The organism is Streptomyces sp. NPDC058375 (assembly GCF_042723425.1).
Taxonomy (GTDB): domain Bacteria; phylum Actinomycetota; class Actinomycetes; order Streptomycetales; family Streptomycetaceae; genus Streptomyces; species Streptomyces durocortorensis.
Genome location: NZ_JBHXJG010000084.1, coordinates 1 through 19,793, shown reverse-complemented (window position 1 = coordinate 19,793; position 19,793 = coordinate 1). Strand labels below are relative to the sequence as shown.

Annotated in this window: 22 protein-coding genes; 11 read left to right on the top strand and 11 right to left on the bottom strand. The window is 72.5% G+C overall.

The window, feature by feature from the left end; translation table 11 throughout:
• Positions 1-384 precede the first annotated feature (384 nt).
• From ACFWM7_RS16230 to ACFWM7_RS16205, 6 genes are all read left to right on the top strand, one after another.
• Positions 385-1,401 carry a leucine-rich repeat domain-containing protein gene (locus tag ACFWM7_RS16230; RefSeq protein WP_383260791.1) on the top strand — a complete coding sequence of 339 codons (1,017 nt, stop codon included), beginning with the start codon at positions 385-387 and terminating at the stop codon, positions 1,399-1,401.
• A gap of 64 nt (positions 1,402-1,465) precedes the next feature.
• Positions 1,466-2,533, top strand: a complete 1,068-nt coding sequence (locus ACFWM7_RS16225; RefSeq protein ID WP_383260777.1) for a DEDDh family exonuclease — start codon at positions 1,466-1,468, stop codon at positions 2,531-2,533.
• 63 nt (positions 2,534-2,596) lie between these two features.
• A complete protein-coding gene (locus ACFWM7_RS16220) occupies positions 2,597-2,830 on the top strand; it encodes a hypothetical protein (RefSeq protein ID WP_078618651.1) in 234 nt (77 codons plus the stop codon).
• Positions 2,831-2,908: 78 nt separating this feature from the next.
• Entirely contained in the window at positions 2,909-3,712 is an 804-nt protein-coding gene (locus tag ACFWM7_RS16215; RefSeq protein ID WP_383260776.1) for an SURF1 family protein, read from the top strand.
• A 58-nt stretch (positions 3,713-3,770) separates the two neighbouring features.
• Entirely contained in the window at positions 3,771-5,564 is a 1,794-nt protein-coding gene (locus tag ACFWM7_RS16210; protein ID WP_383260773.1) for a glycoside hydrolase family 15 protein, read from the top strand.
• Positions 5,565-5,568: 4 nt separating this feature from the next.
• Positions 5,569-6,324 carry an SDR family oxidoreductase gene (locus ACFWM7_RS16205; protein WP_383260771.1) on the top strand — a complete coding sequence of 252 codons (756 nt, stop codon included), beginning with the start codon at positions 5,569-5,571 and terminating at the stop codon, positions 6,322-6,324.
• Between the two features lie 102 nt (positions 6,325-6,426).
• Here ACFWM7_RS16205 and amaP read toward each other — a convergent pair whose 3' ends face one another.
• The 5 genes from amaP to ACFWM7_RS16180 are packed head-to-tail and all read right to left on the bottom strand — an operon-like array spanning position 6,427 to position 8,747.
• Positions 6,427-7,005: an alkaline shock response membrane anchor protein AmaP gene (amaP, locus tag ACFWM7_RS16200; protein ID WP_383260769.1), complete on the bottom strand. Its 579-nt coding sequence runs from the start codon at positions 7,003-7,005 to the stop codon at positions 6,427-6,429.
• Between the two features lie 5 nt (positions 7,006-7,010).
• On the bottom strand, positions 7,011-7,694 hold the full coding sequence (locus ACFWM7_RS16195) for a DUF6286 domain-containing protein (protein ID WP_383260767.1): 684 nt from the start codon (positions 7,692-7,694) through the stop codon (positions 7,011-7,013).
• The gene (locus ACFWM7_RS16190; RefSeq protein ID WP_383260765.1) at positions 7,691-8,044 is read right to left on the bottom strand and encodes a hypothetical protein; all 354 of its coding nucleotides are present in this window, start codon (positions 8,042-8,044) and stop codon (positions 7,691-7,693) included. Before ACFWM7_RS16190 ends, ACFWM7_RS16195 begins: the two co-directional genes overlap by 4 nt.
• Positions 8,041-8,232, bottom strand: a complete 192-nt coding sequence (locus ACFWM7_RS16185; protein ID WP_006123598.1) for a hypothetical protein — start codon at positions 8,230-8,232, stop codon at positions 8,041-8,043. Before ACFWM7_RS16185 ends, ACFWM7_RS16190 begins: the two co-directional genes overlap by 4 nt.
• A 44-nt stretch (positions 8,233-8,276) precedes the next feature.
• Positions 8,277-8,747 (bottom strand): Asp23/Gls24 family envelope stress response protein, encoded by a 471-nt coding sequence (locus tag ACFWM7_RS16180; protein WP_383260762.1) that lies wholly within the window; start codon positions 8,745-8,747, stop codon positions 8,277-8,279.
• 93 nt (positions 8,748-8,840) lie between these two features.
• On the opposite strand from ACFWM7_RS16180, the gene ACFWM7_RS16175 reads away from it, so the two are divergent.
• Positions 8,841-9,614, top strand: a complete 774-nt coding sequence (locus tag ACFWM7_RS16175; protein WP_383260759.1) for a hypothetical protein — start codon at positions 8,841-8,843, stop codon at positions 9,612-9,614.
• 119 nt (positions 9,615-9,733) lie between these two features.
• Here ACFWM7_RS16175 and ACFWM7_RS16170 read toward each other — a convergent pair whose 3' ends face one another.
• The 3 genes from ACFWM7_RS16170 to ACFWM7_RS16160 form a co-directional block, all read right to left on the bottom strand.
• Positions 9,734-10,525 carry an enoyl-CoA hydratase/isomerase family protein gene (locus tag ACFWM7_RS16170; RefSeq protein WP_383260757.1) on the bottom strand — a complete coding sequence of 264 codons (792 nt, stop codon included), beginning with the start codon at positions 10,523-10,525 and terminating at the stop codon, positions 9,734-9,736.
• A gap of 169 nt (positions 10,526-10,694) precedes the next feature.
• A complete protein-coding gene (locus tag ACFWM7_RS16165) occupies positions 10,695-10,916 on the bottom strand; it encodes a helix-turn-helix domain-containing protein (protein WP_006123601.1) in 222 nt (73 codons plus the stop codon).
• Between the two features lie 320 nt (positions 10,917-11,236).
• Positions 11,237-12,835 (bottom strand): ABC-F family ATP-binding cassette domain-containing protein, encoded by a 1,599-nt coding sequence (locus tag ACFWM7_RS16160; protein WP_383260755.1) that lies wholly within the window; start codon positions 12,833-12,835, stop codon positions 11,237-11,239.
• A gap of 203 nt (positions 12,836-13,038) precedes the next feature.
• Here ACFWM7_RS16160 and ACFWM7_RS16155 point away from each other — a divergent pair, with 203 nt between their 5' ends.
• Both ACFWM7_RS16155 and ACFWM7_RS16150 read left to right on the top strand, forming a co-directional pair.
• Positions 13,039-13,929, top strand: coding sequence for a neutral zinc metallopeptidase (locus tag ACFWM7_RS16155; protein WP_383260753.1), 891 nt, complete (start codon positions 13,039-13,041; stop codon positions 13,927-13,929).
• A 100-nt stretch (positions 13,930-14,029) separates the two neighbouring features.
• Entirely contained in the window at positions 14,030-14,443 is a 414-nt protein-coding gene (locus ACFWM7_RS16150; protein ID WP_383260751.1) for a VOC family protein, read from the top strand.
• A gap of 37 nt (positions 14,444-14,480) precedes the next feature.
• On the opposite strand, the gene ACFWM7_RS16145 is transcribed toward ACFWM7_RS16150, so the two are convergent.
• The 3 genes from ACFWM7_RS16145 to ACFWM7_RS16135 form a co-directional block, all read right to left on the bottom strand.
• Positions 14,481-15,887, bottom strand: a complete 1,407-nt coding sequence (locus ACFWM7_RS16145) for a hypothetical protein (RefSeq protein WP_383260790.1) — start codon at positions 15,885-15,887, stop codon at positions 14,481-14,483.
• A gap of 184 nt (positions 15,888-16,071) precedes the next feature.
• Entirely contained in the window at positions 16,072-17,199 is a 1,128-nt protein-coding gene (locus ACFWM7_RS16140) for an alpha/beta hydrolase family protein (protein ID WP_383260749.1), read from the bottom strand.
• Positions 17,200-17,308: 109 nt separating this feature from the next.
• Positions 17,309-17,968: a class II aldolase/adducin family protein gene (locus tag ACFWM7_RS16135; protein WP_383260746.1), complete on the bottom strand. Its 660-nt coding sequence runs from the start codon at positions 17,966-17,968 to the stop codon at positions 17,309-17,311.
• 277 nt (positions 17,969-18,245) lie between these two features.
• Between ACFWM7_RS16135 and ACFWM7_RS16130 the strand changes: the two genes are divergently transcribed.
• Complete coding sequence (locus tag ACFWM7_RS16130) at positions 18,246-19,505, top strand: anion permease (RefSeq protein WP_383260744.1); 1,260 nt, start codon at positions 18,246-18,248, stop codon at positions 19,503-19,505.
• 12 nt (positions 19,506-19,517) lie between these two features.
• Positions 19,518-19,748, top strand: a complete 231-nt coding sequence (locus tag ACFWM7_RS16125; protein WP_383260743.1) for a hypothetical protein — start codon at positions 19,518-19,520, stop codon at positions 19,746-19,748.
• The last annotated feature ends 45 nt before the right edge of the window (positions 19,749-19,793 follow it).

The window sequence follows — 19,793 nt, the reverse complement described above, 5'->3', positions numbered from 1 at the left end:
CGGGCGCGGTGGGGTTCGTGCACCGCACCTTCCAGGACTACCTGGGCGCGAAGGCCGCGGTGGAGGCCCGCGACTTCGGCGTCCTGGTCCGCCATGCCCACGAGGACCAGTGGGACGACGTGGTCCAGATGGCGGTGGGGCACGCCAGACCGGACGAGCGGGCGCTGTTGTTGCGGAGTCTGCTGGAGCGGGCGGACGCGGAACCGGAGCACGGACACCGGCTGGTGCTGCTGGCGGCAGGGAGTCTGGCGCATGCCCCGGAGCTGGACGCGGGGATGCGGGAGCAGGTGGAGGCGCGGACGGGGAAGCTGTTGCCGCCGGAGAGCCCGGAGTCCATCGACGAGCTGGCCAAGGTGGGCGATCTGGCGGTGGAGCTGCTCGTCGATGACGGAGGAGCTGACGGAACGGGAAGCGGCGGCGGTCGTGCGGACGGCGTCGGCCGTGGGCAGCGAGCGGGCGTACGAGCTGGCGAAGCAGTTCCGGGAGGACGACCGGGGGCTGGTCGCGGACGCGGTGTCCTCGGCGTGGAAGGGGTTCGACACGGATCTCTACGCACGAGAGGTGCTGGCGGCGCGCGTCTGGGAGGACAACCACCTGGCTGTGACGACCGACGCTCAGCTCTCCGCGCTGCGGCACCTTCCCCTCCTGCGGAGCGTGCATGTCTCGGGCAGCCGTCCCGCTCTGACGGCGGTGACCGAGCGGCCGGACGTGGAGCAGGTCTTCGTGTACCGCAACGACCATCTGTCCGACGTGGCACCGCTGGCGGCGATGGCCCGGCTGCGCGAGATCGGTCTGAGCCACTGCCCGCAGATCCGGGACATCGAGCCACTGGTGCGGCCGGGGGTGGAATGGCTGTCCCTGGCCGAGCTCCATCCGGCTCTCGACCCGTCGCCGCTCGCCCGGATGCCGGACCTCCGCTACCTGGCGCTCTGCCACCCCTTCCTGATGGAGAGCATCGGCGAGCTTCCCGTGTGCGAGCAGGTGACCGGACTCGAACTGCTGTGGCAGACCCGGTACATGCATCTGGAGGGCCTGGAGTGCTGGACGGGCCTGCGTGAGCTGACCCTGTACGGTGCCACCCACTTCCGGCAGCTCAGCGGGATGCGGCCGCTGCACGGCCTGAGCGAGCTACGGCTCCTTTCGATGCCCGAACTCGATCTGCGCCTGCTCTCCCCCTTCACCGCCCTCAAGGAACTTCTCCTCTTCCCGAGCAGCCTGGTCGCCGGTCTGGCACCCCTCACCGAGCTGCCGTTTCTCGACACCCTCGTCCTTTACGGGGAGGGGCCCTACGACCTCACGCCGCTCGTCGCCGCCGAGAACCTGACGATTCAACTCGCCTACGGCTGCAACGCCTTCGGCACGCACCTCTTCCCGTCCGACCGCCTCGTCCGCCTCCCCTGACCCTCCCCTGACCCTCCCCGGGGGCCACCGAATAGGGCACTGTCAGTCGCGGCCCGTATTCTCTGTGACCATGCTCGACGACCGCCAGACAGCCGCACCGTGGCCGACCGCCTACCCCCACGGGTACGCGGTCGTCGACGTGGAGACCACCGGCCTCGCCCGCGACGACCGGATAATCTCCGCCGCCGTCTACCGGCTGGACGCCCTGGGCAATGTCGAGGACCACTGGTACACGCTGGTCAACCCGGAGCGGGATCCCGGTCCCGTCTGGATCCACGGGCTGACGAACGACGTACTGGAAGGCGCGCCGCTCTTTCCCGAAGTGGCCGAGGAGTTGTCCGCGCGGCTCGCGGACCGGGTGCTCGTCGCGCACAACGCGGCGTTCGACTGGTCGATGATCGCCCGGGAGTACGCACGGGCCTCGGTCATCGCCCCGGTCGAGCACCGGCTGTGCACCATCGCCCTGGCCAAGGAGCTGCGGCTGCCGCTGCCCAACCACAAGCTGGCCTCCCTCGCCGCGCACTTCGGGGTCGTGCAGCAGCAGGCCCACCACGCCCTGGACGACGCCCGGGTGCTGGCCGAAGCCTTCCGGCCGAGTCTGCACGCGGCGGCCCGGGGCGGGGTGCGGCTGCCGTTGCTGGAGTGCCGGCCGCTGACCGAGTGGTCCGACTCCCCCGTCACCCCGCGCGTCGGGTATCAGCCCTCGCGGCAGCCGAACAGCTGGCGGCCCTCGCGCAAGCGGCCGGCCTGCCCGTATCCCAATCCGGGGCGGTACGAGAAGGAGAAGCCGCTCCAGCAGGGGATGCGGGTGGCCTTCTCCGGGGACACCTCGATCGACCGGGAGCTGCTGGAGGACCGGGCGGTGGAGGCCGGGCTGCACGTGGCGACCAGCGTGTCGCGGCTGACCAGTCTGCTGGTGACCAACGATCCGGACGCGGCCACCTCCAAGACGCAGAAGGCGAAGGCGTTCGGCACGCCGATCCTGGAGGAGAGCGCCTTCACCCATCTGCTGCGCGATGTGGCGCCCGCGGACGGGGCCGTCCTGCCGCACCAGGCGTCCTCGCCGTCAGCGGAGGGCGTCGCGTCACCGGAGGACATCCCGACACCGGAGGGCGTCGCGTCATCGGAGTGAACCGGGCGCGACTCGCCCCGCGCCCGCTCGCCCGGCGTCGCCCGGCGTCCCACCCTGTGGCCCATGGCACGTTGTGAGGTTTGCGGAAACGACTACGGCATGTCCTTCGAGGTGCACGCACAAGGTGCGGTGCACGTCTTCGACTGCTTCTCCTGCGCCATCCACCGCATGGCGCCGATCTGCGAGCACTGCCGGGTCCAGGTGATCGGGCAGGGCGTCGAGGTGGAGGGGCACTGGTACTGCGGCGCCCACTGCGCCCGCGCCGAGGGGAAGGCGGGCATCGTGGACAAAGTGTGAGGGAACGTCTCATTGCCGGACCGTCCCGGCCGTACCCCTGAGTGCCGCACCCCATGACCCCGGTTGTACGGTCATGGGGTGTACCGCTTCCTGTTGACCCGGCAGTGGGTGATCCTCACCCTGCTCGGCCTCGCGCTGATCCCCACGATGATCGAGCTGGGTTTCTGGCAGTTCCACAAGCACGAGCACCGGGTCGAGCAGAACGGGCTGATCTCGCGGAACCTCGACGCGCAGCCGGCCCCGGTCACCGATCTCACCTCCCCCGGTCACACCGTCCCCCGCTCGGACTACTGGCGGACGGTCACCGCGACGGGCACGTTCGACACCGAGCACGAGGTGGTCGTCCGCCGCCGGACCTCGGACGACGACCGCATCGGCGTCCATGTCCTGACCCCGCTGGACCTCAAGGACGGCGGCACGGTCCTGGTCAACCGCGGCTGGGTTCCGGCCGCGCCGAACCAGACCGCCTACCCCGACGTGCCGCCCGCGCCCCGTGGCGAAGTGACCGTCACCGGCCGCCTCAAGGCGGACGAGACGACCGGCAGCAGCGGCATCAAGGATCTGGCGGGGCTGCCGGACCGGCAGGTGATGCTGATCAACAGCGAGCAGCAGTCCCAGCTGCTGTCCCGGACGGTCCTCGGCGGATACATCGAGCAGACCGAGCCCGCGCCCTCGGGTGATCTGCCGGAGCAGATCGCCCGCCCCGACGACAGCTCGATCGGCCCGCACATGGCCTACGCCGTCCAGTGGTGGCTGTTCGTCGCCGCCGTCCCGGTCGGCTGGATCATTCTCGTACGGCGTGAGAAGCGCGACCGCGAGCAGGCCGCGGCCGAGAACGCGACGGCCGACGCCCCCGAGCAGCCCGAACCGGCGAGCGCCTGAGGCCGGCGGCACACCATCGGGCTGGTTGACATCGGCCCGGTTCGGGAAAACGCCAGGCGTGACCCCACGTATCGAGGACTACGCACTGATCGGCGATCTCCAGACCGCCGCGCTCGTCGGCAGGAACGGTTCCGTCGACTGGCTCTGCCTGCCCCGCTTCGATTCCGGCGCCTGTTTCGCCGCCCTGCTCGGCACCGAGGAGAACGGCCACTGGCGCATCGCGCCCAAGGGAGCGGGCCCCTCGGACACCTGCACCCGGCGCGCGTACGTGCAGGACTCCCTGGTCCTGGAGACGTACTGGGAGACGCGGACCGGCACGGTGAAGGTCATCGACTTCATGCCGCAGCGCGACAAGTCGCCGGACCTGATGCGGATCGTCGAGGGCGTCAGCGGCACCGTCGACATGAGCTCGGTGCTGCGGCTGCGCTTCGACTTCGGGTCGGTGGTGCCCTGGGTGCGCGAGTCCCACGGCCACCGGGTCGCCGTCGCGGGCCCCGACTCCGTGTGGCTGCGCAGCGAACCGCCGGTCAAGACGTGGGGCCAGCAGTTCAGCACCTGCTCCTCGTTCACCGTCGCCGAGGGCGAGAGCGTGGCGTTCGTGCTGACCTGGCACCCCTCGCACTCCCCGCGCCCGAAGCTGATCGACCCGCGCAAGGCGCTGAAGCACACGCTGCACGACTGGGCGAAGTGGACCGAGCGGTGTACGTACGAGGGGCCGTACCGCGAGGCCGTACTGCGCTCGCTGATCACGCTCAAGGCGCTGACGTACGCCCCGACGGGCGGGATCGTGGCGGCCCCGACCACCTCCCTGCCGGAGGAGATCGGCGGGGTCCGGAACTGGGACTACCGCTTCTGCTGGCTGCGGGACGCCACGCTGACCCTCGGGGCGATGGTCTCGGCCGGCTATCTGGAGGAGGCGGAGGCCTGGCGGGACTGGCTGCTGCGGGCCGTAGCCGGGGATCCGGCGGACCTCCAGATCATGTACGGGCTGGCGGGCGAGCGCCGGCTGCCCGAGATGGAGCTGCCCTGGCTCTCCGGGTACGAGCACTCCCGCCCGGTGCGCATTGGCAACGCGGCCGTGCGTCAGCGCCAGCTCGATGTGTACGGCGAGGTCATCGACGCGCTCCGCCTCGCCCGGGTCGCCGGTCTCGACGACAAGCCGCACGCCTGGAACCTCCAGCTCAGCCTGCTCGGCTTCCTGGAGTCGAGCTGGCGCGAGCCGGACGAGGGGCTGTGGGAGATCCGCGGTGTGCGGCGGCACTTCGTGCACTCCAAGGTGATGGCCTGGGTCGCCGCCGACCGGGCGGTGCGCTCGCTGGAGGAGAACCCGGAGCTGCCCGGCGACGCGGAGCGCTGGCGGGCGATGCGGGACGCCGTGCACGCCGAGGTCTGCGAGAAGGGGTACGACCCCGAGCGGAACACCTTCACCCAGTCCTACGGGTCACGGGAGCTGGACGCCGCGACGCTGCTCATCGTGCGGACCGGGTTCCTGCCGCCGGACGACCCCCGGGTGATCGGCACGGTCGACGCGGTCCGCGACGAGCTGGGCAGCGACGGCCTGGTCCGCCGCTACAGCACCGACGGCACCTCCGTGGACGGACTGCCGGGCGACGAGGGCGCGTTCATCGTCTGCTCGTTCTGGCTGGTCGACGCGTTGCAGCGGACCGGCAGGCCCGACGAGGCGCGGGAGCTGTTCGAGCATCTGCTGCGGCTGCGCAACGACATGGGGCTCCTGGCCGAGGAGTACGACGTGACGGCGGGACGGCAGCTCGGCAACTTCCCCCAGGCCTTCAGCCATATCGGACTGGTGAACTCCGCTGTCGACCTGGCCGGGGAGGACCCGGCAGGATAGGGCCATGGATCTTGGACTGAAGGACCGCGTCTACATCGTCACCGGAGCGACCCGGGGCCTCGGCAACGCCACGGCCCGCTCCCTGGTGGCCGACGGCGCGAAAGTGATCATCAGCGGCCGGGACGAGAAGTCCGTCGCGGAGGCCGCCGCCGAGCTGGGCGGGGGCGTGGTCGGACTCGCGGCCGACAACGCCGACCCGAGCGCCGCCCAGCGCCTGGTGGACACCGCGCGGGAACACTTCGGGCGGCTCGACGGCATCCTCATCAGCGTCGGCGGACCCGCCCCCGGCTTCCTCGCGGACAACACCGACGACCAGTGGCAGACCGCGTTCGAGACGGTGTTCCTGGGAGCGGTACGGCTGGCCCGGACGGCGGCGGCCGCGCTCGGCGAGGGCGGGGTGATCGGCTTCGTGCTCTCCGGGTCGGTCCACGAGCCGATCCCGGGGCTGACCATCTCCAACGGGCTGCGCCCCGGTCTCGCCGGTTTCGCCAAGTCGCTCGCCGACGAGCTCGGGCCGCGCGGCATCCGGGTAGTGGGCGTGCTGCCGGCCCGGATCGACACCGACCGGGTCCGCGAACTGGACGCGCTGTCCGGCGACGCGGAGGCCGCCCGCACCGCGAACGAGGCGCGCATCCCTCTGCGGCGCTACGGGACGCCCGAGGAGTTCGGGAGGACCGCGGCCTTCCTGCTCTCCCCCGCCGCCTCGTATCTCACGGGCATCATGGTCCCGGTCGACGGCGGCTACCGGCACGGCTTCTGACCGGCCGGGCTCCTTCCCGTACACCGTCGTACGTCACCGGGCCCGGCCCGTACACCGTCGGGCCCCGGGGGCCCGCCCCCGCTTCCGTACGCCCATGAGCCGTCAGGACACCCGTTCCGCGCGGTGCTTGACGGCCTTGAGGCGTACCTCGGCGGGAAGCTCGTCCAGGCCGGCCGAGTCGCGTGCGTGCGTCAGCGCCCCGTCGGCGACCGCGTTCAGCGTCCCGAGCGGCGCGGCGTGCGGCTCCATCTGCAGCCGGAGCCGGGCCCGGGGCGCGGTGCGGCGGCCGGTCAGCATCGCCTGGGCGCGGGCCACGCCGTCCAGTTCGCCCGCCTCCCCGGCGAGCACGCCCTCCAGGGCCCGGCCCCGCAGCTGTGCCCCTTCGCCGTCGCCGCTGTCCACCAGCACCTCGGCGAGCCTGCCGCGGCGGAGCTGGGCGAGGAACCACCACAGGGCGAGGACCACGAGGACGGCGAGGACCGCGATCACGGTCGGCCACCACCATCCCTCGTCGCGCCAGCGCTGCCGGTCGGCCGTGCTGAGCAGCACGTCGTTCTTTCCGTCCCAGGGCCACCAGGACGGCACGGACGCGCCGAGGCCGGCGGCGAGCACGGCTCCGCCGACGACGACCAGCACCAGTCCGGCCAGGGCCAGCAGGACCCGGTTGACGGTGGAGCGCATGCGGCTCATCCCTTCTTCGCCGGTCGGTGCACCTGGACGGAGAGGGCCGGCGGCTTCGCCAAGCCCAGTTCCCCGACTGCCTTCTCCAGCACGGCGTCCAGGTCGGTCCGCACGTCGTCGAGTTCCCGGAAGTGCGAGAGGGCGCGCACCTTCGCCTTGCGCCGTCCCATCCTGACCCGTACGGACTGCACGCCGGACACCTCCACGGCCCGGTCCCGCAGGACGAGGGCCGCGGCGGTGCGGTCGAGTCCGGCCCGGACGTCGGCGCGGTCGCGGCGCATCGGCAGCAGGTCGCGCAGTCCGGGGGTGAGGGCCAGCAGGAGCAGCCAGAGGCCGATCGCCGCGGCCACCCCGGCCCCGATGAGCACGGGGACGTCGTCCAGGCGGTGTTCGGCCAGGCCGTCGGCGAGGGAGCGCCGCCATTGCATGGCCGGATGGTCGGCCCGTACGGCGGCGATGTCGTAGAGCAGCAGTCCGGCCGCGCCGAGGACCACGAGGGCCAGCAGGGCGGCCGGAACCCGGCGCGCGGACCAGAAGCGGCCGGCCCTGCCGTCGCCCTTTTCGAGGGTGGGGACCGGTTCGCGGGCGTCGGCCGCGACGTCCGGGGCCGGCGTGCGCGGGTCTTCGTCGCTCCGGTCCACGGTGGGCATCCGCCGGGTGGAGCCGTTCGGTTCGCCGGGTTCGGTCATCGGATCCTCCCCTGTGCGGCGGCGCTCGCTCCGGCGGGGTGCAGTCGTTCGACCTGGACGGCCACTTCGGGCACCTCCATGCCGGCCAGCGCCTTGACGCGCTGGACGACCCGACGGCGCACCGCGCCGCACTGGCGGCCGATGTCGCTGGGGTAGCCGAGCTCCAGGCTGACCCGGACCCGGGCGGCGTCGCGGTGCACGGTGACCGTGGCACGGGGCGACGCCCCGTCCGCGGGCGGTTCGTCGACCGCCTCCTTCGCCGCCTGGGCGGCGATCTTGGCGACGACGCGGTCGGCGATCCGGGTCTCGCCCCGTTCGGCGGCGGCGACCCGGCCGGTCACCGCCGTCACCGTCGCCGGTCGCCGCGCTCGCGACTCCGGAAGAAGTCGCCGGGCTCCAGGTCGCCGTCCAGGAAGCGACCGGCGATGAAGCCGATCGCACCCAGCGCGGCCACCAGTACGAAGGCTCCGAACCCGCCGAAGTATCCGGCGAACCCGAGCGCCATGCCGGCCAACAGACCGGCGACAGCCATGCTCATCGTGTCTCTCTCCTCAACTGCCGTGCGATGGAGATGCGGAAGGGCTACTGGACCCGCTGCTCGGGCTCGTCCTCGTCGTCCTCCTCGTCGGGCAGCTTGACGTCGCTGACCGCGATGTTGACCTCGACGACCTCAAGGCCGGTCATGCGCTCCACCGCGGCGATGACGTTCTCGCGTACGTCCCGGGCCACGTCGGAGATGGACACGCCGTAGTCGACGACGATCTCCAGATCGAGGGCGGCCTGCGACTCGCCGACCTCCGCCTTCACTCCGCGGGTGACGGACTTGCCACCGCCGGGAACCCGGTCGCGGACGGCGCCGAACGTCCGCGACAGGCCGCTGCCCATCGCGTGGACGCCGACGACATCGCGTGCCGCCATCCCGGCGATCTTCTCGACGACGCCGTCGGCGATGGTGGTACGGCCCCGGGTGCCGGGGTCGCCGCCGCCGCGCTTGCCGAGGGACTTGTCGCCCGAACCGCTGTCGGGGTTGTTGCGCTGGGAGCTTTCAGTCATCGCCGCTCTTCCCTTCGGGGCAGGGTTGGACTTCCTTGCCCACGTTAAGTGCGCTTCCCCCATCCCGCGCCGTGGATGCGGCAGGCTGGGGCGATGACAACGGCGCGGGGCCCGCAGAGGGTCGACGGATGGACCGCTGCGGTACGGCAACGGCTGGGCCTGGGCAGGCTGCTGCCGCTGGGCGGCCCGGCCGACGGCGCGTGGATCGCGGAGACGGCCGCCGCGTCGGTGCTGCGCGGGGCGGCGGCCCGCCCGGGGACGGTGCTGGGGAGGCTGCGGATCGGCCCGGTGGAGGAAGCGGCGGAGGGTGCGGTGGCCGAGGACGGCCGCGCTGCCGGGCCGGACCGGGCGAACGCGGCGGATCCGGCCGGCCCGGTGCCGCCCCCGGCTCCGCCGAGCGCGCTGCCGCCGGGGCCGCTGCGGATCGAGGCGGAGTTCTCGGCCGCCCCGGACCGGCCGCTGCCCGACACCGCGGCGGCCCTGCGCGCGGCGCTCCTCACAGCGGCGGCCGCCCGGCTGGGGCTGGAGGTCACCGAGGTGGACCTGACGGTGACGGCATTGCTGGAGGACGGTGCGCCCGATCAGGTGACGGCGCAGCCGCCACCGGCGGCCCGGGTCGCCAAGCCGGAGGGTCCGGTGGCGACGGCGGCCGCCGGGGCGCCGGGCGTCGTCTCGCTGACCAGGGTCCTGGGCAGCCCGGTGCACACCGCCCGGGACCACGTACGGGTCGAGGTGGCGACGGCCGGGGATCACCGGGCGCTGGACGTCGCCCGGTCGGTGCGTACGGCGGTGGCGGCGGCCGCGGAGGAGCGGCTGCCGGTGTCGGTACTGGTCACGGACGTGGCGGAGCCGGGTCCGGGCGGCTGAGCCCGGCCGGGAGGCCGGGTGCCGTCGGGCGGCCCGTGCGCCTGTGCTCGCGCGGAGGCGTCGGTCGGGGGGCTCTTGAACCGCTCCACGCCGGCATGCGCCCGGGCTGCGCGGCGGCGTCAGTCGGTGATGCCCGCCAGGTCGCGGAGCCGGCGGCCCTGGGCGGCCCGCTCGGCGACGCGCTGCTCCTCGTAGTCACGCGAGAGCGCGCCCGCGAGGAGTGCCTTCGTCTCGACGACGGCGTCGCGGGGCGCTGCCACCAGGGCGGCGGCGAGGTCGCGGGCCGCCGCGTCGAGCTGGTCGGCGGGCACCACGAGGTTGGCGAGGCCGGTGCGCTCGGCCTCCTCCGCGTGGACGAAGCGGCCGGTGGCGCAGATTTCGAGCGCGCGGGCGTACCCCACGAGGTTCACCAGGGGGTGGGTGCCCGTGAGGTCGGGGACGAGGCCGAGGCTGGTCTCGCGCATGGCGAACTGCACGTCCTCGGCGACGATCCGCAGATCGCAGGCGAGGGCGAGCTGGAAGCCGGCGCCGATGGCGTGGCCCTGGACCGTCGCGATCGACACGAGGTCGTTGCGGCGCCACCAGGTGAACGCCTCCTGGTACTCGGCGATGGTCGCGTCGAGCTCGGCCTCCGGGCCGCGCGCCATGTCGAGGAACGACGGCTCGCCGTCGAAGCCTTCGGGGGTGAAGGCCTGCCGGTCGAGGCCCGCGGAGAAGGACTTGCCCTCGCCGCGGAGCACCACGACCCGTACCGTGCCGGGCAGCGCCCGTCCGGCCTCGGTCAACGCCCGCCACAGAGCGGGAGACTGAGCGTTGCGCTTGGCCGGGTTGATGAGCGTCACCGTGGCGACGGCGTCGTCGACGGTGAGCCGTACGCCGTCCTTGTCAAGCACAGTGTCGAGCGAGGTCATGGGGCGCCTCCGGGTGGGGTGCGGTCAGCACTGGGAATTAAGTGACTGAACAGTAACCACCCGGACGACCTTGCGGTCAGCCGGGTGGTCACCCCGTATTACCTTGGGCCCGATGACGCCGGAATCCCGGAACCTATGAGAACTCGGCACCTTGGAGAACTCGGGGGCCTCAGGCCGAAGCGGCCTTCTTGCCCCGTGTCGCGCCGCCGCGTCCCCGCAGCGTCACTCCGGATTCACTGAGCATCCGGTGGACGAACCCGTAGGAGCGGCCGGTTTCCTCGGCCAGCGCCCGAATGCTCGCACCGGAGTCGTACTTCTTCTTCAGGTCTGCCGCGAGCTTGTCACGCGCGGCGCCGGTTACCCGGCTGCCCTTCTTCAGAGTCTCGGCCACCCGTGCCTCCTCATGGGAAGTGCGCTCTGGACTCTCATGATCACCCCTCCCGCGCTTCCTGGCCACCCATTCGGCAAGGTCGGTGCGAGCGGTTTCCCGGACGAGAAGCGCGTGAACACGAGCGGAATCCCTGATTCCAGCGGGCGCACGCGGGCGCACGGCCTGGACCTTCAGGAGAACCGGCAGGTCAGGGCCGTACGGGGAGGGGCGGCCCGAAAAGGGGCGCACGGTGGGTGAGCGCCGGGCGCACCACCGGAGTACGAGAGGTTCTCACGCAGATGACGGATCACGCGTAGGCCGAATGATCTATCCCCGGTGGATCAGGCGAGGGCGACGAGGTCCCGGTAGTCCGCTCCCCAGAGGTCCTCGACACCGTCCGGGAGCAGGATGATCCGCTCCGGCTGGAGCGCCTCGACGGCGCCCTCGTCGTGGGTGACGAGGACGACCGCGCCCTTGTAGGTGCGCAGCGCGCCGAGGATCTCCTCGCGGCTGGCGGGGTCGAGGTTGTTCGTCGGCTCGTCGAGCAGGAGCACGTTGGCGGAGGAGACGACCAGGGTCGCGAGCGCGAGCCGGGTCTTCTCGCCGCCGGAGAGGACGCCCGCGGGCTTGTCGACGTCGTCGCCGGAGAAGAGGAACGAGCCGAGCGTCTTGCGGACCGCGACGAGGTCGAGGTCGGGGGCGGCGGAGCGCATGTTCTCCAGGACCGTGCGATCCGGGTCGAGGGTCTCGTGCTCCTGGGCGTAGTACCCGAGCTTGAGGCCGTGCCCCTCGATGATCTGGCCGGTGTCCGGCTTCTCGGCGCCGCCGAGCAGGCGCAGCAGCGTGGTCTTGCCCGCGCCGTTGAGGCCGAGGATGACGACGCGGGAGCCCTTGTCGATGGCGAGGTCGACGTCGGTGAAGATCTCCAGCGAGCCGTACGACTTGGACAGGCCCTCCGCCATCAGCGGGGTCTTGCCGCAGGGCGAGGGGTCGGGGAAGCGCAGCTTGGCGACCTTGTCGGAGACCCGTACGGCCTCCAGGCCCGAGAGCAGCCGGTCGGCGCGCTTGGCCATGTTCTGGGCGGCGACGGTCTTGGTGGCCTTGGCGCGCATCTTGTCGGCCTGCGCGTTGAGGGTCGCGGCCTTCTTCTCGGCGTTCTGGCGCTCGCGCTTGCGGCGCTTCTCGTCGGCCTCGCGCTGCTGCTGGTAGAGCTTCCAGCCCATGTTGTAGATGTCGATCTGGGAGCGGTTGGCGTCGAGGTAGAACACCTTGTTGACGACCGTCTCGACCAGTTCGACGTCGTGGGAGATCACGACGAAGCCGCCGCGGTAGGACTTGAGGTAGTCGCGCAGCCAGACGATGGAGTCGGCGTCGAGGTGGTTGGTCGGCTCGTCCAGGAGCAGGGTGTCGGCGTCCGAGAAGAGGATCCGGGCCAGCTCGACACGGCGGCGCTGACCGCCGGAGAGCGTATGCAGGGGCTGGCCGAGCACCCGGTCGGGCAGGCTGAGCGCGGCGGCGATGGTGGCGGCCTCGGCCTCGGCGGCGTACCCGCCCTTGGTGAGGAACTCCGTCTCCAGGCGCTCGTACTTCTTCATCGCCTTCTCGCGGGTGGCGCCCTGCCCGTTCGCCATCCGGTCCTCGTTCTCCCGCATCTTGCGCAGGATCGCGTCGAGGCCGCGGGCGGAGAGGATGCGGTCCCGGGCGAGGATGTCGAGGTCGCCGGTGCGCGGGTCCTGCGGGAGGTAGCCCACCTCGCCGGACCGGGTGATGGTGCCGCCGGCGGGGGTGCCCTCGCCGGCGAGGCACTTGGTGAGGGTGGTCTTGCCCGCTCCGTTGCGGCCGACGAGGCCGATGCGGTCGCCCTTGGCGATACGGAAGGACGCGGATTCGATGAGGATGCGGGCGCCGGCGCGCAGCTCGATGCCGGAAGCGGTGATCACGGAAAAACTCCAGGGCAGTTTGGACGGCGGAGGGACGAGGGCGGAGGTCTCTCGACGCCGCTAATGCACAAGGAGGAAGGCCATACGGCCCATTCTACTGGCGGCGCGCAACTCCTTTTCCGCGTGCCCGGTGGGACGAACCGTCCGATACTCGGCGCAGGGCGGCACCCCGTCGCCCGCCCGAGCCCAAGGGTGGTGCGCCCGTGCAGTTCGACGACGACGCCGATCTGGACACGTCCGAGGTCCAGGATGTGCGCGGCAGCCGGATCCCGGGCGGGAGGGCCACCGTGGGCGGTGGCATCGCCGGGGTGATCGCGCTGATCCTGGGCCTGCTCTTCGGCGTCGGCCCCGATCAGCTCGGGCTCTCCTCCGACGGCGCCGACCCGTCGGCGACCTCCTCGTCGGCCGGTCAGGTGCAGGAGAGCTGCCTGAAGGGGCAGGACGCGAACAGCCGGGAGGACTGCCGGACGGTCGCGGTGGTCAACAGCGTGCAGGACTTCTGGCGGCTGGAGTTCCAGCGCCGCGACGCCACGTACGCGGGCGCCCGGACGGTCCTGTTCAGCCAGCAGGTGGGCACCGCCTGCGGGGCCGCCACCTCGGCGGTCGGCCCGTTCTACTGTCCCGGCGACCGCAAGGTCTATCTGGACCTCGGCTTCTTCGACGACCTGCGGACGAAGTTCGGCTCCAGCGGCGGGCCCTTCGCGCAGGCGTACGTGGTGGCGCACGAGTACGGCCACCATGTGCAGAACCTGATGGGCACGCTGGGCCGGTCGCAGGACGGGCGGCAGGGCGAGAACAGCAACGCGGTGCGGGTGGAGCTGCAGGCCGACTGCTACGCCGGGGTCTGGGCGCACCACGCCACGACGACACCGGACGAGTCGACCGGCCGTCCACTGATCACGGAGCTGACCCGGGCGGACGTCCGGGACGGCCTGGACGCCGCGGCGGCGGTCGGCGACGACCGGATCCAGGAGCGGTACCAGGGCCGGGTCACCCCGGAGTCGTGGACGCACGGTTCGGCAGCGCAGCGGCAGCAGTGGTTCTCCACGGGCTTCCGTACGGGTGACATGGCTCGGTGTGACACCTTCGCCTGAGCCGGGGCGGCCGGTCCGGGGCCTGCCGTTGTCAGCGCCTGATGGAAGACTGAGACGCAGATCACATCGGACAGTGCGGGCGGCAAGAGAGGTGAGTGTCATGGCGGGCGCGGCGAGCGGGGTTCCGACGATCTACCCGACGATCCTCTACGACGACGCGAGAGCGGCGATCAGGACGCTGACGCAGGGCCTCGGCTTCACCGAGGAGGCGGTGTACGAGGGCGAGAACGGCAGTGTGCTGCATGCCGAGCTGTCCTTGGGCAACGGCAGGGTCATGCTCGGTTCCAAGGGGCGCGAGGGCGTGTTCGCCCGGGCGATGACGGGCGCCGGCCCGGCGGGGGTGTACGTGGTGGTGGACGAGGTCGACGAGCACTGCGCCCGGGCCAGGGAGTTCGGCGTGGAGATCCTGATGGAGCCGACCGACCAGGACTACGGCTCCCGGGACTACATGGCGCGGGACGCCGAGGGCAATGTGTGGAGCTTCGGGACGTACGCCCCGGGGTCCGCCGGCTGAGCGGGGGCCCGGGGCGTAGAGGTCCGGGGCGTACGGTTCAGGCTCCGCCGGTGTGCACCTGGAAGGCGGCCCGGCGGACCGCCTTGGCCAGGGCCGGGTCCGGGTGGGCTGCGGCGAGCGCGACCAGGACCTGGACGGTGCGCGGGTGGCCGACGGCCCTGACCTCGTCGAGGAGGGCCGGGACGGTGCCCTGGACGGCGGAGTCGAGGTGGCGCACCAGCAGCCCGGTCTCGCCGTGGTCGGCGACGGCGGCGGCCGTGTCGACCCAGAGCCAGGTGGCCTCCTCGCGGCTGAGGACGTCCTGGGCGTCGTCCGGGTCGTTGCCCTCGTACTCGGCGAGCCAGAGCAGCGCGTAGGGCCGCAGCGAGGGTTCGGCGAGTACGGCGCGGACCTCGGGTTCGGCGGGGGCGCCGACGACCCGCAGCGCCTCGAAGGCCAGGCCGCGCAGCAGCGCGTCCTGGCCCCGGGCGACGGCCAGCAGTTCGGCGACGGCGCTGCCGACGGTACGGGCGGCGAGCCAGGCGCGGTATTCGTCGCGGGCCGGGCCGGGGGTGAGCCGGGCGCAGCCGAGGAGCATGTCGGCGGCGGACTGTTCGATGTTCCCGGCCGGGCTCTGGGCGGCGACGCAGATCTGTTCCAGCTTGACCCAGACCGCCCAGTTGCCGAGCGGAGTGAGGGTGGCGTGCCCTTTGCCGAGGGTCAGCGCCCCGACTGCCGCGAGGCCCTCCAGGGCCCAGTCGAGCAGCAGGGCGTTGAGGTCGGCGCTCCGGGCGGGCCCGGCGGTGGTCCCGGACCGGCCGGCGACTGTATCGGCCCGCTCGGCGACCGTGTCGGCCCGGTCGGCGGGCGTGTCGGCCCGGTCGGCGGGCGTGTCGGCCGGGGCGGCGGGCGCGGATCTGCCGGGCCCCAGGGGCACTTCGCAGCGCTCCTCCTGGAGTTCGGCGACGCGCTGGCCGAGGAGGTCCAGCAGGGCGGGGACGGTGACGGGGCCCGCGGAGAGCTGGAGGAGCGAGAGCACCTGGGGCACGGCCTCGACGGCTTCGGCGACCGCGCCCGCCTCGATGTCCGCGGGGGCGGCGTGGACGAGCGACCAGGCGTCGAAGAGCGCCACCCAGCCGCGCAGCACGGCGGAGTCGTCCCGGTCCCAGGCGCGCAGCCGCCAGCCGGGGCGGGCGGTGTCGCCGTGCAGCTCGATGAGTCCGGCCAGCCGCGCCCGGTCCCACCCGGCGCGCACCTGTGCCGGGGAGAGCTCCAGGGCGGTGGCCGCCCGTTCGAGGGCGTGGGCCGCGAGGGGGGCGGCGGTGCCCGGCCCCGGGGCGCCGGCGGCCCAGTGGGCGATGCGTACGGCGTCGGCGAGCACCGCCCTGGCCTGGCGGGCCAGTTCCGCGCGGGGCGGAGTGCCCTCGGGGGGCCGGGGAGCCGGCCTGGTGCGCCGGGTGGTCACGGCCTTGCGGGCGGTGGCAAGGGGTCGCGGGCGGACAAGTCGCAGCCTGGAGTCGCGCGGGGTACGGGACGTCACGGGAGCAGTCTTGCTCCTGACGGCCCGAAAGCCCAAACGGAAGCCGTTTCACCGGTACGTGAAAGGTTCCTCCGATGCGGGGGCAAGGGGGAGAGTTCACCCCATCGGCTCACATCAGGGGCGTGAGGAAGCGTCGCAGGGTCTCCTCGTAGCGGGCCGGGCCGGCGTTCCACATCGACGCATGCGGAGCCTCGGCCACGGCGTGCAGGCTGACCAGATCCGAGCGGCGGGCGGCGAGCTCGCGGGAGGAGACCCAGGGGGCGATGGTGTCGTCGGGGCCGTGCAGGATCAGGGTCGGGGTGCGCAGGGAGGCGGGCAGCGAGGTCTCCAGCACCGCCGCGGGGCTCATTCCGGTACGGCCCTGGGCGGCGCGGACGGCGAGCGGCAGCAGCGCGGCCGGGACGCCGCGGGCGGCGGCCAGGGCGCGCAGGGTGACGGGCCAGTCCAGCACCGGGGAGTCCAGGACGATGCCGCTGATCCGGTCGCGGAGCGGGGATTCGACCGCGGCGTACAGGGCCATGGTGGCGCCGGTGGACCAGCCGTGGAGGATCACGTTCCGGGCGCCGTGGCGCAGGGCGTAGCGGAGGGCGGCGTCGACGTCGCGCCACTCGGATGCGCCGAAGTGGCCGAGGCCGTCGGCGGGGCGGGGGGCTCCGGGGTCGCCCCGGTAGGCGAGGTCGAGCACGGGGAAGCTCTGCTGGTGCAGGAACCCCATGAGGTTCATGGGGTGGGCCCGGGTGGTGCCGAGGCCGTGCACGGTGATGACCCAGGTGTGGCGGGCGCCGGGGACGTACCAGGCGGGCAGGGTTCCGAGCTCGCCGGGGATCTCGACCTCCTGGTGGCCCAGGCCGAGGTCGCTGCCGGGGTCGCCGCCGTACAGGGCGGGGGTGAGGCGCACTTTCGCGCCCGGTTCGAGGATCCCGGCACCGACGCCCTCCAGCCTCCGGACGACGGTGTCGGCGCCCTGGGAGGCCCCTTCGACGACGGGCCCGACGACCGCGTGGACCCCGGGTCCGGCGATGCCCCAGGTGCCGGGGCGGAGCGCGGAGAAGGAGCGGGTCAGGGTGACCTGCCCGGCCGCGGTGGCGTGCACGGTGAGTCTGCGGTCGGCGGGGAGGGGACGTCCGGGCGTCGCCTTGAGGGCGACGTCGCCGGCGTACCGGCCGGCCGCGACCGCTGCCGCACCGACGCCGAGGATCGTGGTGACGGCCGTTGCCGTCGCGGTTACCGGGCGCACCGCTTCAGTGTCGTGGCGCGGGCGGCGGGTGGCCAGTGGGCGGAGCCGTCCGGGGCAGGTCCGGCCTCCGACGGCCCGGCAGGCGCGGGCGCGGGGCCGCGGACTCGGGTCAGCCGCGCTGGCCGTACCCCTTGAGCGCCTCGGTCACCTCGGCCAGCTGGGCCGTGGAGAGCAGGGTCGGCGTGCGGCCGGGCACCGAGCCGGCGGTGAGCCAGAGGTGGCAGAGCCACTCCAGTTGGGCGGTGCGGTCGTAGGCCTGGTCGAGCGTGTCGCCGTAGGTGACGGTGCCGTGGTTGGCGAGCAGGCAGCCGGTGCGGCCCCGGAGGGCTTCGAGCATGGCGTCGGCCAGCTCCGGGGTGCCGTAGCGGGCGTAGGCGGCGGTGCGGACGGGGCCGCCGAGGATGGCCGCCGCGTAGTGCACGAGCGGAACCTCGGCGACGAGGGTGGAGACGGCGGTGGCGTGCACAGCGTGGGTGTGGACCACGGCGGCGGCGTCGGTGGAGCGGTAGACCGCCAGGTGGAGCGGGAGTTCGCTGGTCGGCCCGAGGTCCCCGAGGACCTGGCGTCCTTCCAGGTTCACGCCGACGACGTCCTCGGGGCCGAGCCGGTCGTAGGGCACCCCGCTGGGCGTCACCAGGACGAGGTCGCCGACGCGGGCGGAGACATTGCCGGAGGTGCCGACGACCAGGCCGTCCGCCGCGCTCCGACGGGCCGTGTCGACGACGTCCTGCCAGGCCTGGCGGACGGATTCCGGCTGCTGCTCGCTCATGGGGCGAGCGTAGGGGGGAAGGCGCGCAACCGGAACGTCACGGAGGAAGTGACGGGGATCTCTTCAGGGTGCCGAACGGCCGTTCAAAATGTTAGCCAACGGGCGGCAAAGGGCAGCCCACGCCGTACCCCACAGGCACCGCCCAGCCTCTCCCGCACACAAGCGGAGGCGACCCACTCCGCTTGGAGTCACCGCAGCGCCCTGCCCAGTTCATCTTCCGTTCACTCAGGTTGCCTACGGTCCACGAGCCACTGACGTCGAACGATTGCCTGGGTAAATGGAACACATCACGCTGCTGCTTGCGATTGTGGTCGTAACAGCTCTCGTGTTCGATTTCACGAACGGTTTCCACGACACCGCCAACGCGATGGCGACCACCATCTCGACCGGCGCGATGAAGCCCAAGACAGCGGTGGCCATGTCCGCCGTTCTCAACCTGATCGGCGCGTTCCTGTCGGTGGAGGTCGCCAAGACGATCTCCGGCGGGATCGTCAACGAAGACGGCATCAGAACAGAAGTCATCTTCGCGGCGCTCGTCGGCGCCATCCTGTGGAATCTGCTGACCTGGCTGCTGGGGCTGCCTTCCAGCTCCTCCCACGCCCTGTTCGGCGGTCTGATCGGCGCCGCGGTCATGTCGGCCGGCTGGTCCTCGATCAACGGCGGCACCGTCGTCACCAAGGTGCTCCTCCCGGCGATCGCCGCCCCGCTGGTGGCCGGCCTCGCCGCGATGCTGGCCACGCGGCTGACGTACCGGATCAACCGGAACGTCACCGACCCGAACCAGCTGAAGTCGACGGCCAAGGGCTACCGGGCCGGGCAGATCGCCTCCGCCGGTCTCGTCTCGCTCGCCCACGGCACCAACGACGCCCAGAAGACGATGGGCATCATCACCCTGGCCCTGGTCACCGGCGGCGTCCTCGCCCCCGGCTCCAACCCGCCCATGTGGGTCATCGTCTCCGCCGGTGTCGCCATCGCGCTCGGCACCTACCTCGGTGGCTGGCGCATCATCCGCACCATGGGCAAGGGCCTGACCGACCTCCAGCCGCCGCAGGGCTTCGCCGCCCAGACCAGTGCGGCGACCGTCATCCTGGCCTCCTCGCACCTCGGCTTCTCGCTCTCCACCACGCAGTCCTGCTCCGGCGCCGTGATGGGCTCGGGCCTCGGCCGCAAGGGCGGCGTGGTCCGCTGGTCCACCGCCACCCGGATGTTCGTCGCCTGGGGTCTGACGCTGCCGGCCGCCGGTCTGATCGGCGCGGGCGCCGAGTTCCTGACCAAGCAGGGCCCCTGGGGCATCGCCGTCACGGCGGTCATCCTGGTGGGCGGCTCGTTCGCGATCTGGCTGGCCTCGCGCCGCCAGCCGGTCGACCACACCAACGTCAACGAGACGGACGGCGACGAGCCCCAGGGCGTCGTCACCACGGCCATCGCCGCGGTCCAGCCGCCGCCCGTCGGGGGCCCGGCCTCCGACGTCATGACCACCATCCCGGCCCCGGCCTCGGCGCCCGACGACCCGGCCCGGCCGCCGGCCAAGGTGTAAGGACAGATCCGCATGAAAATCGACTGGGCAGCTCTCGCCTCCGTCTTCGGTGTCAGCCTCGTGGTCACCGTCGCACTGGTCGGCCTCTTCACCGTGGGCATCGTCGCCCTCTCCAAGCAGTCCGCCACGGCCGGAGGCAGCGCCTCCGGCGGGTCGGTCACGCTGGCGCGCACCGGCGCGTACGCCTGTTTCGCGCTGTGCGTCGCGGCGGTCTCGTACGGGATCTATCTGATCGTCGCCTGACCCCGTACCCACGCGTTCCGCACGCTTCTTCGGGCCGGACACACC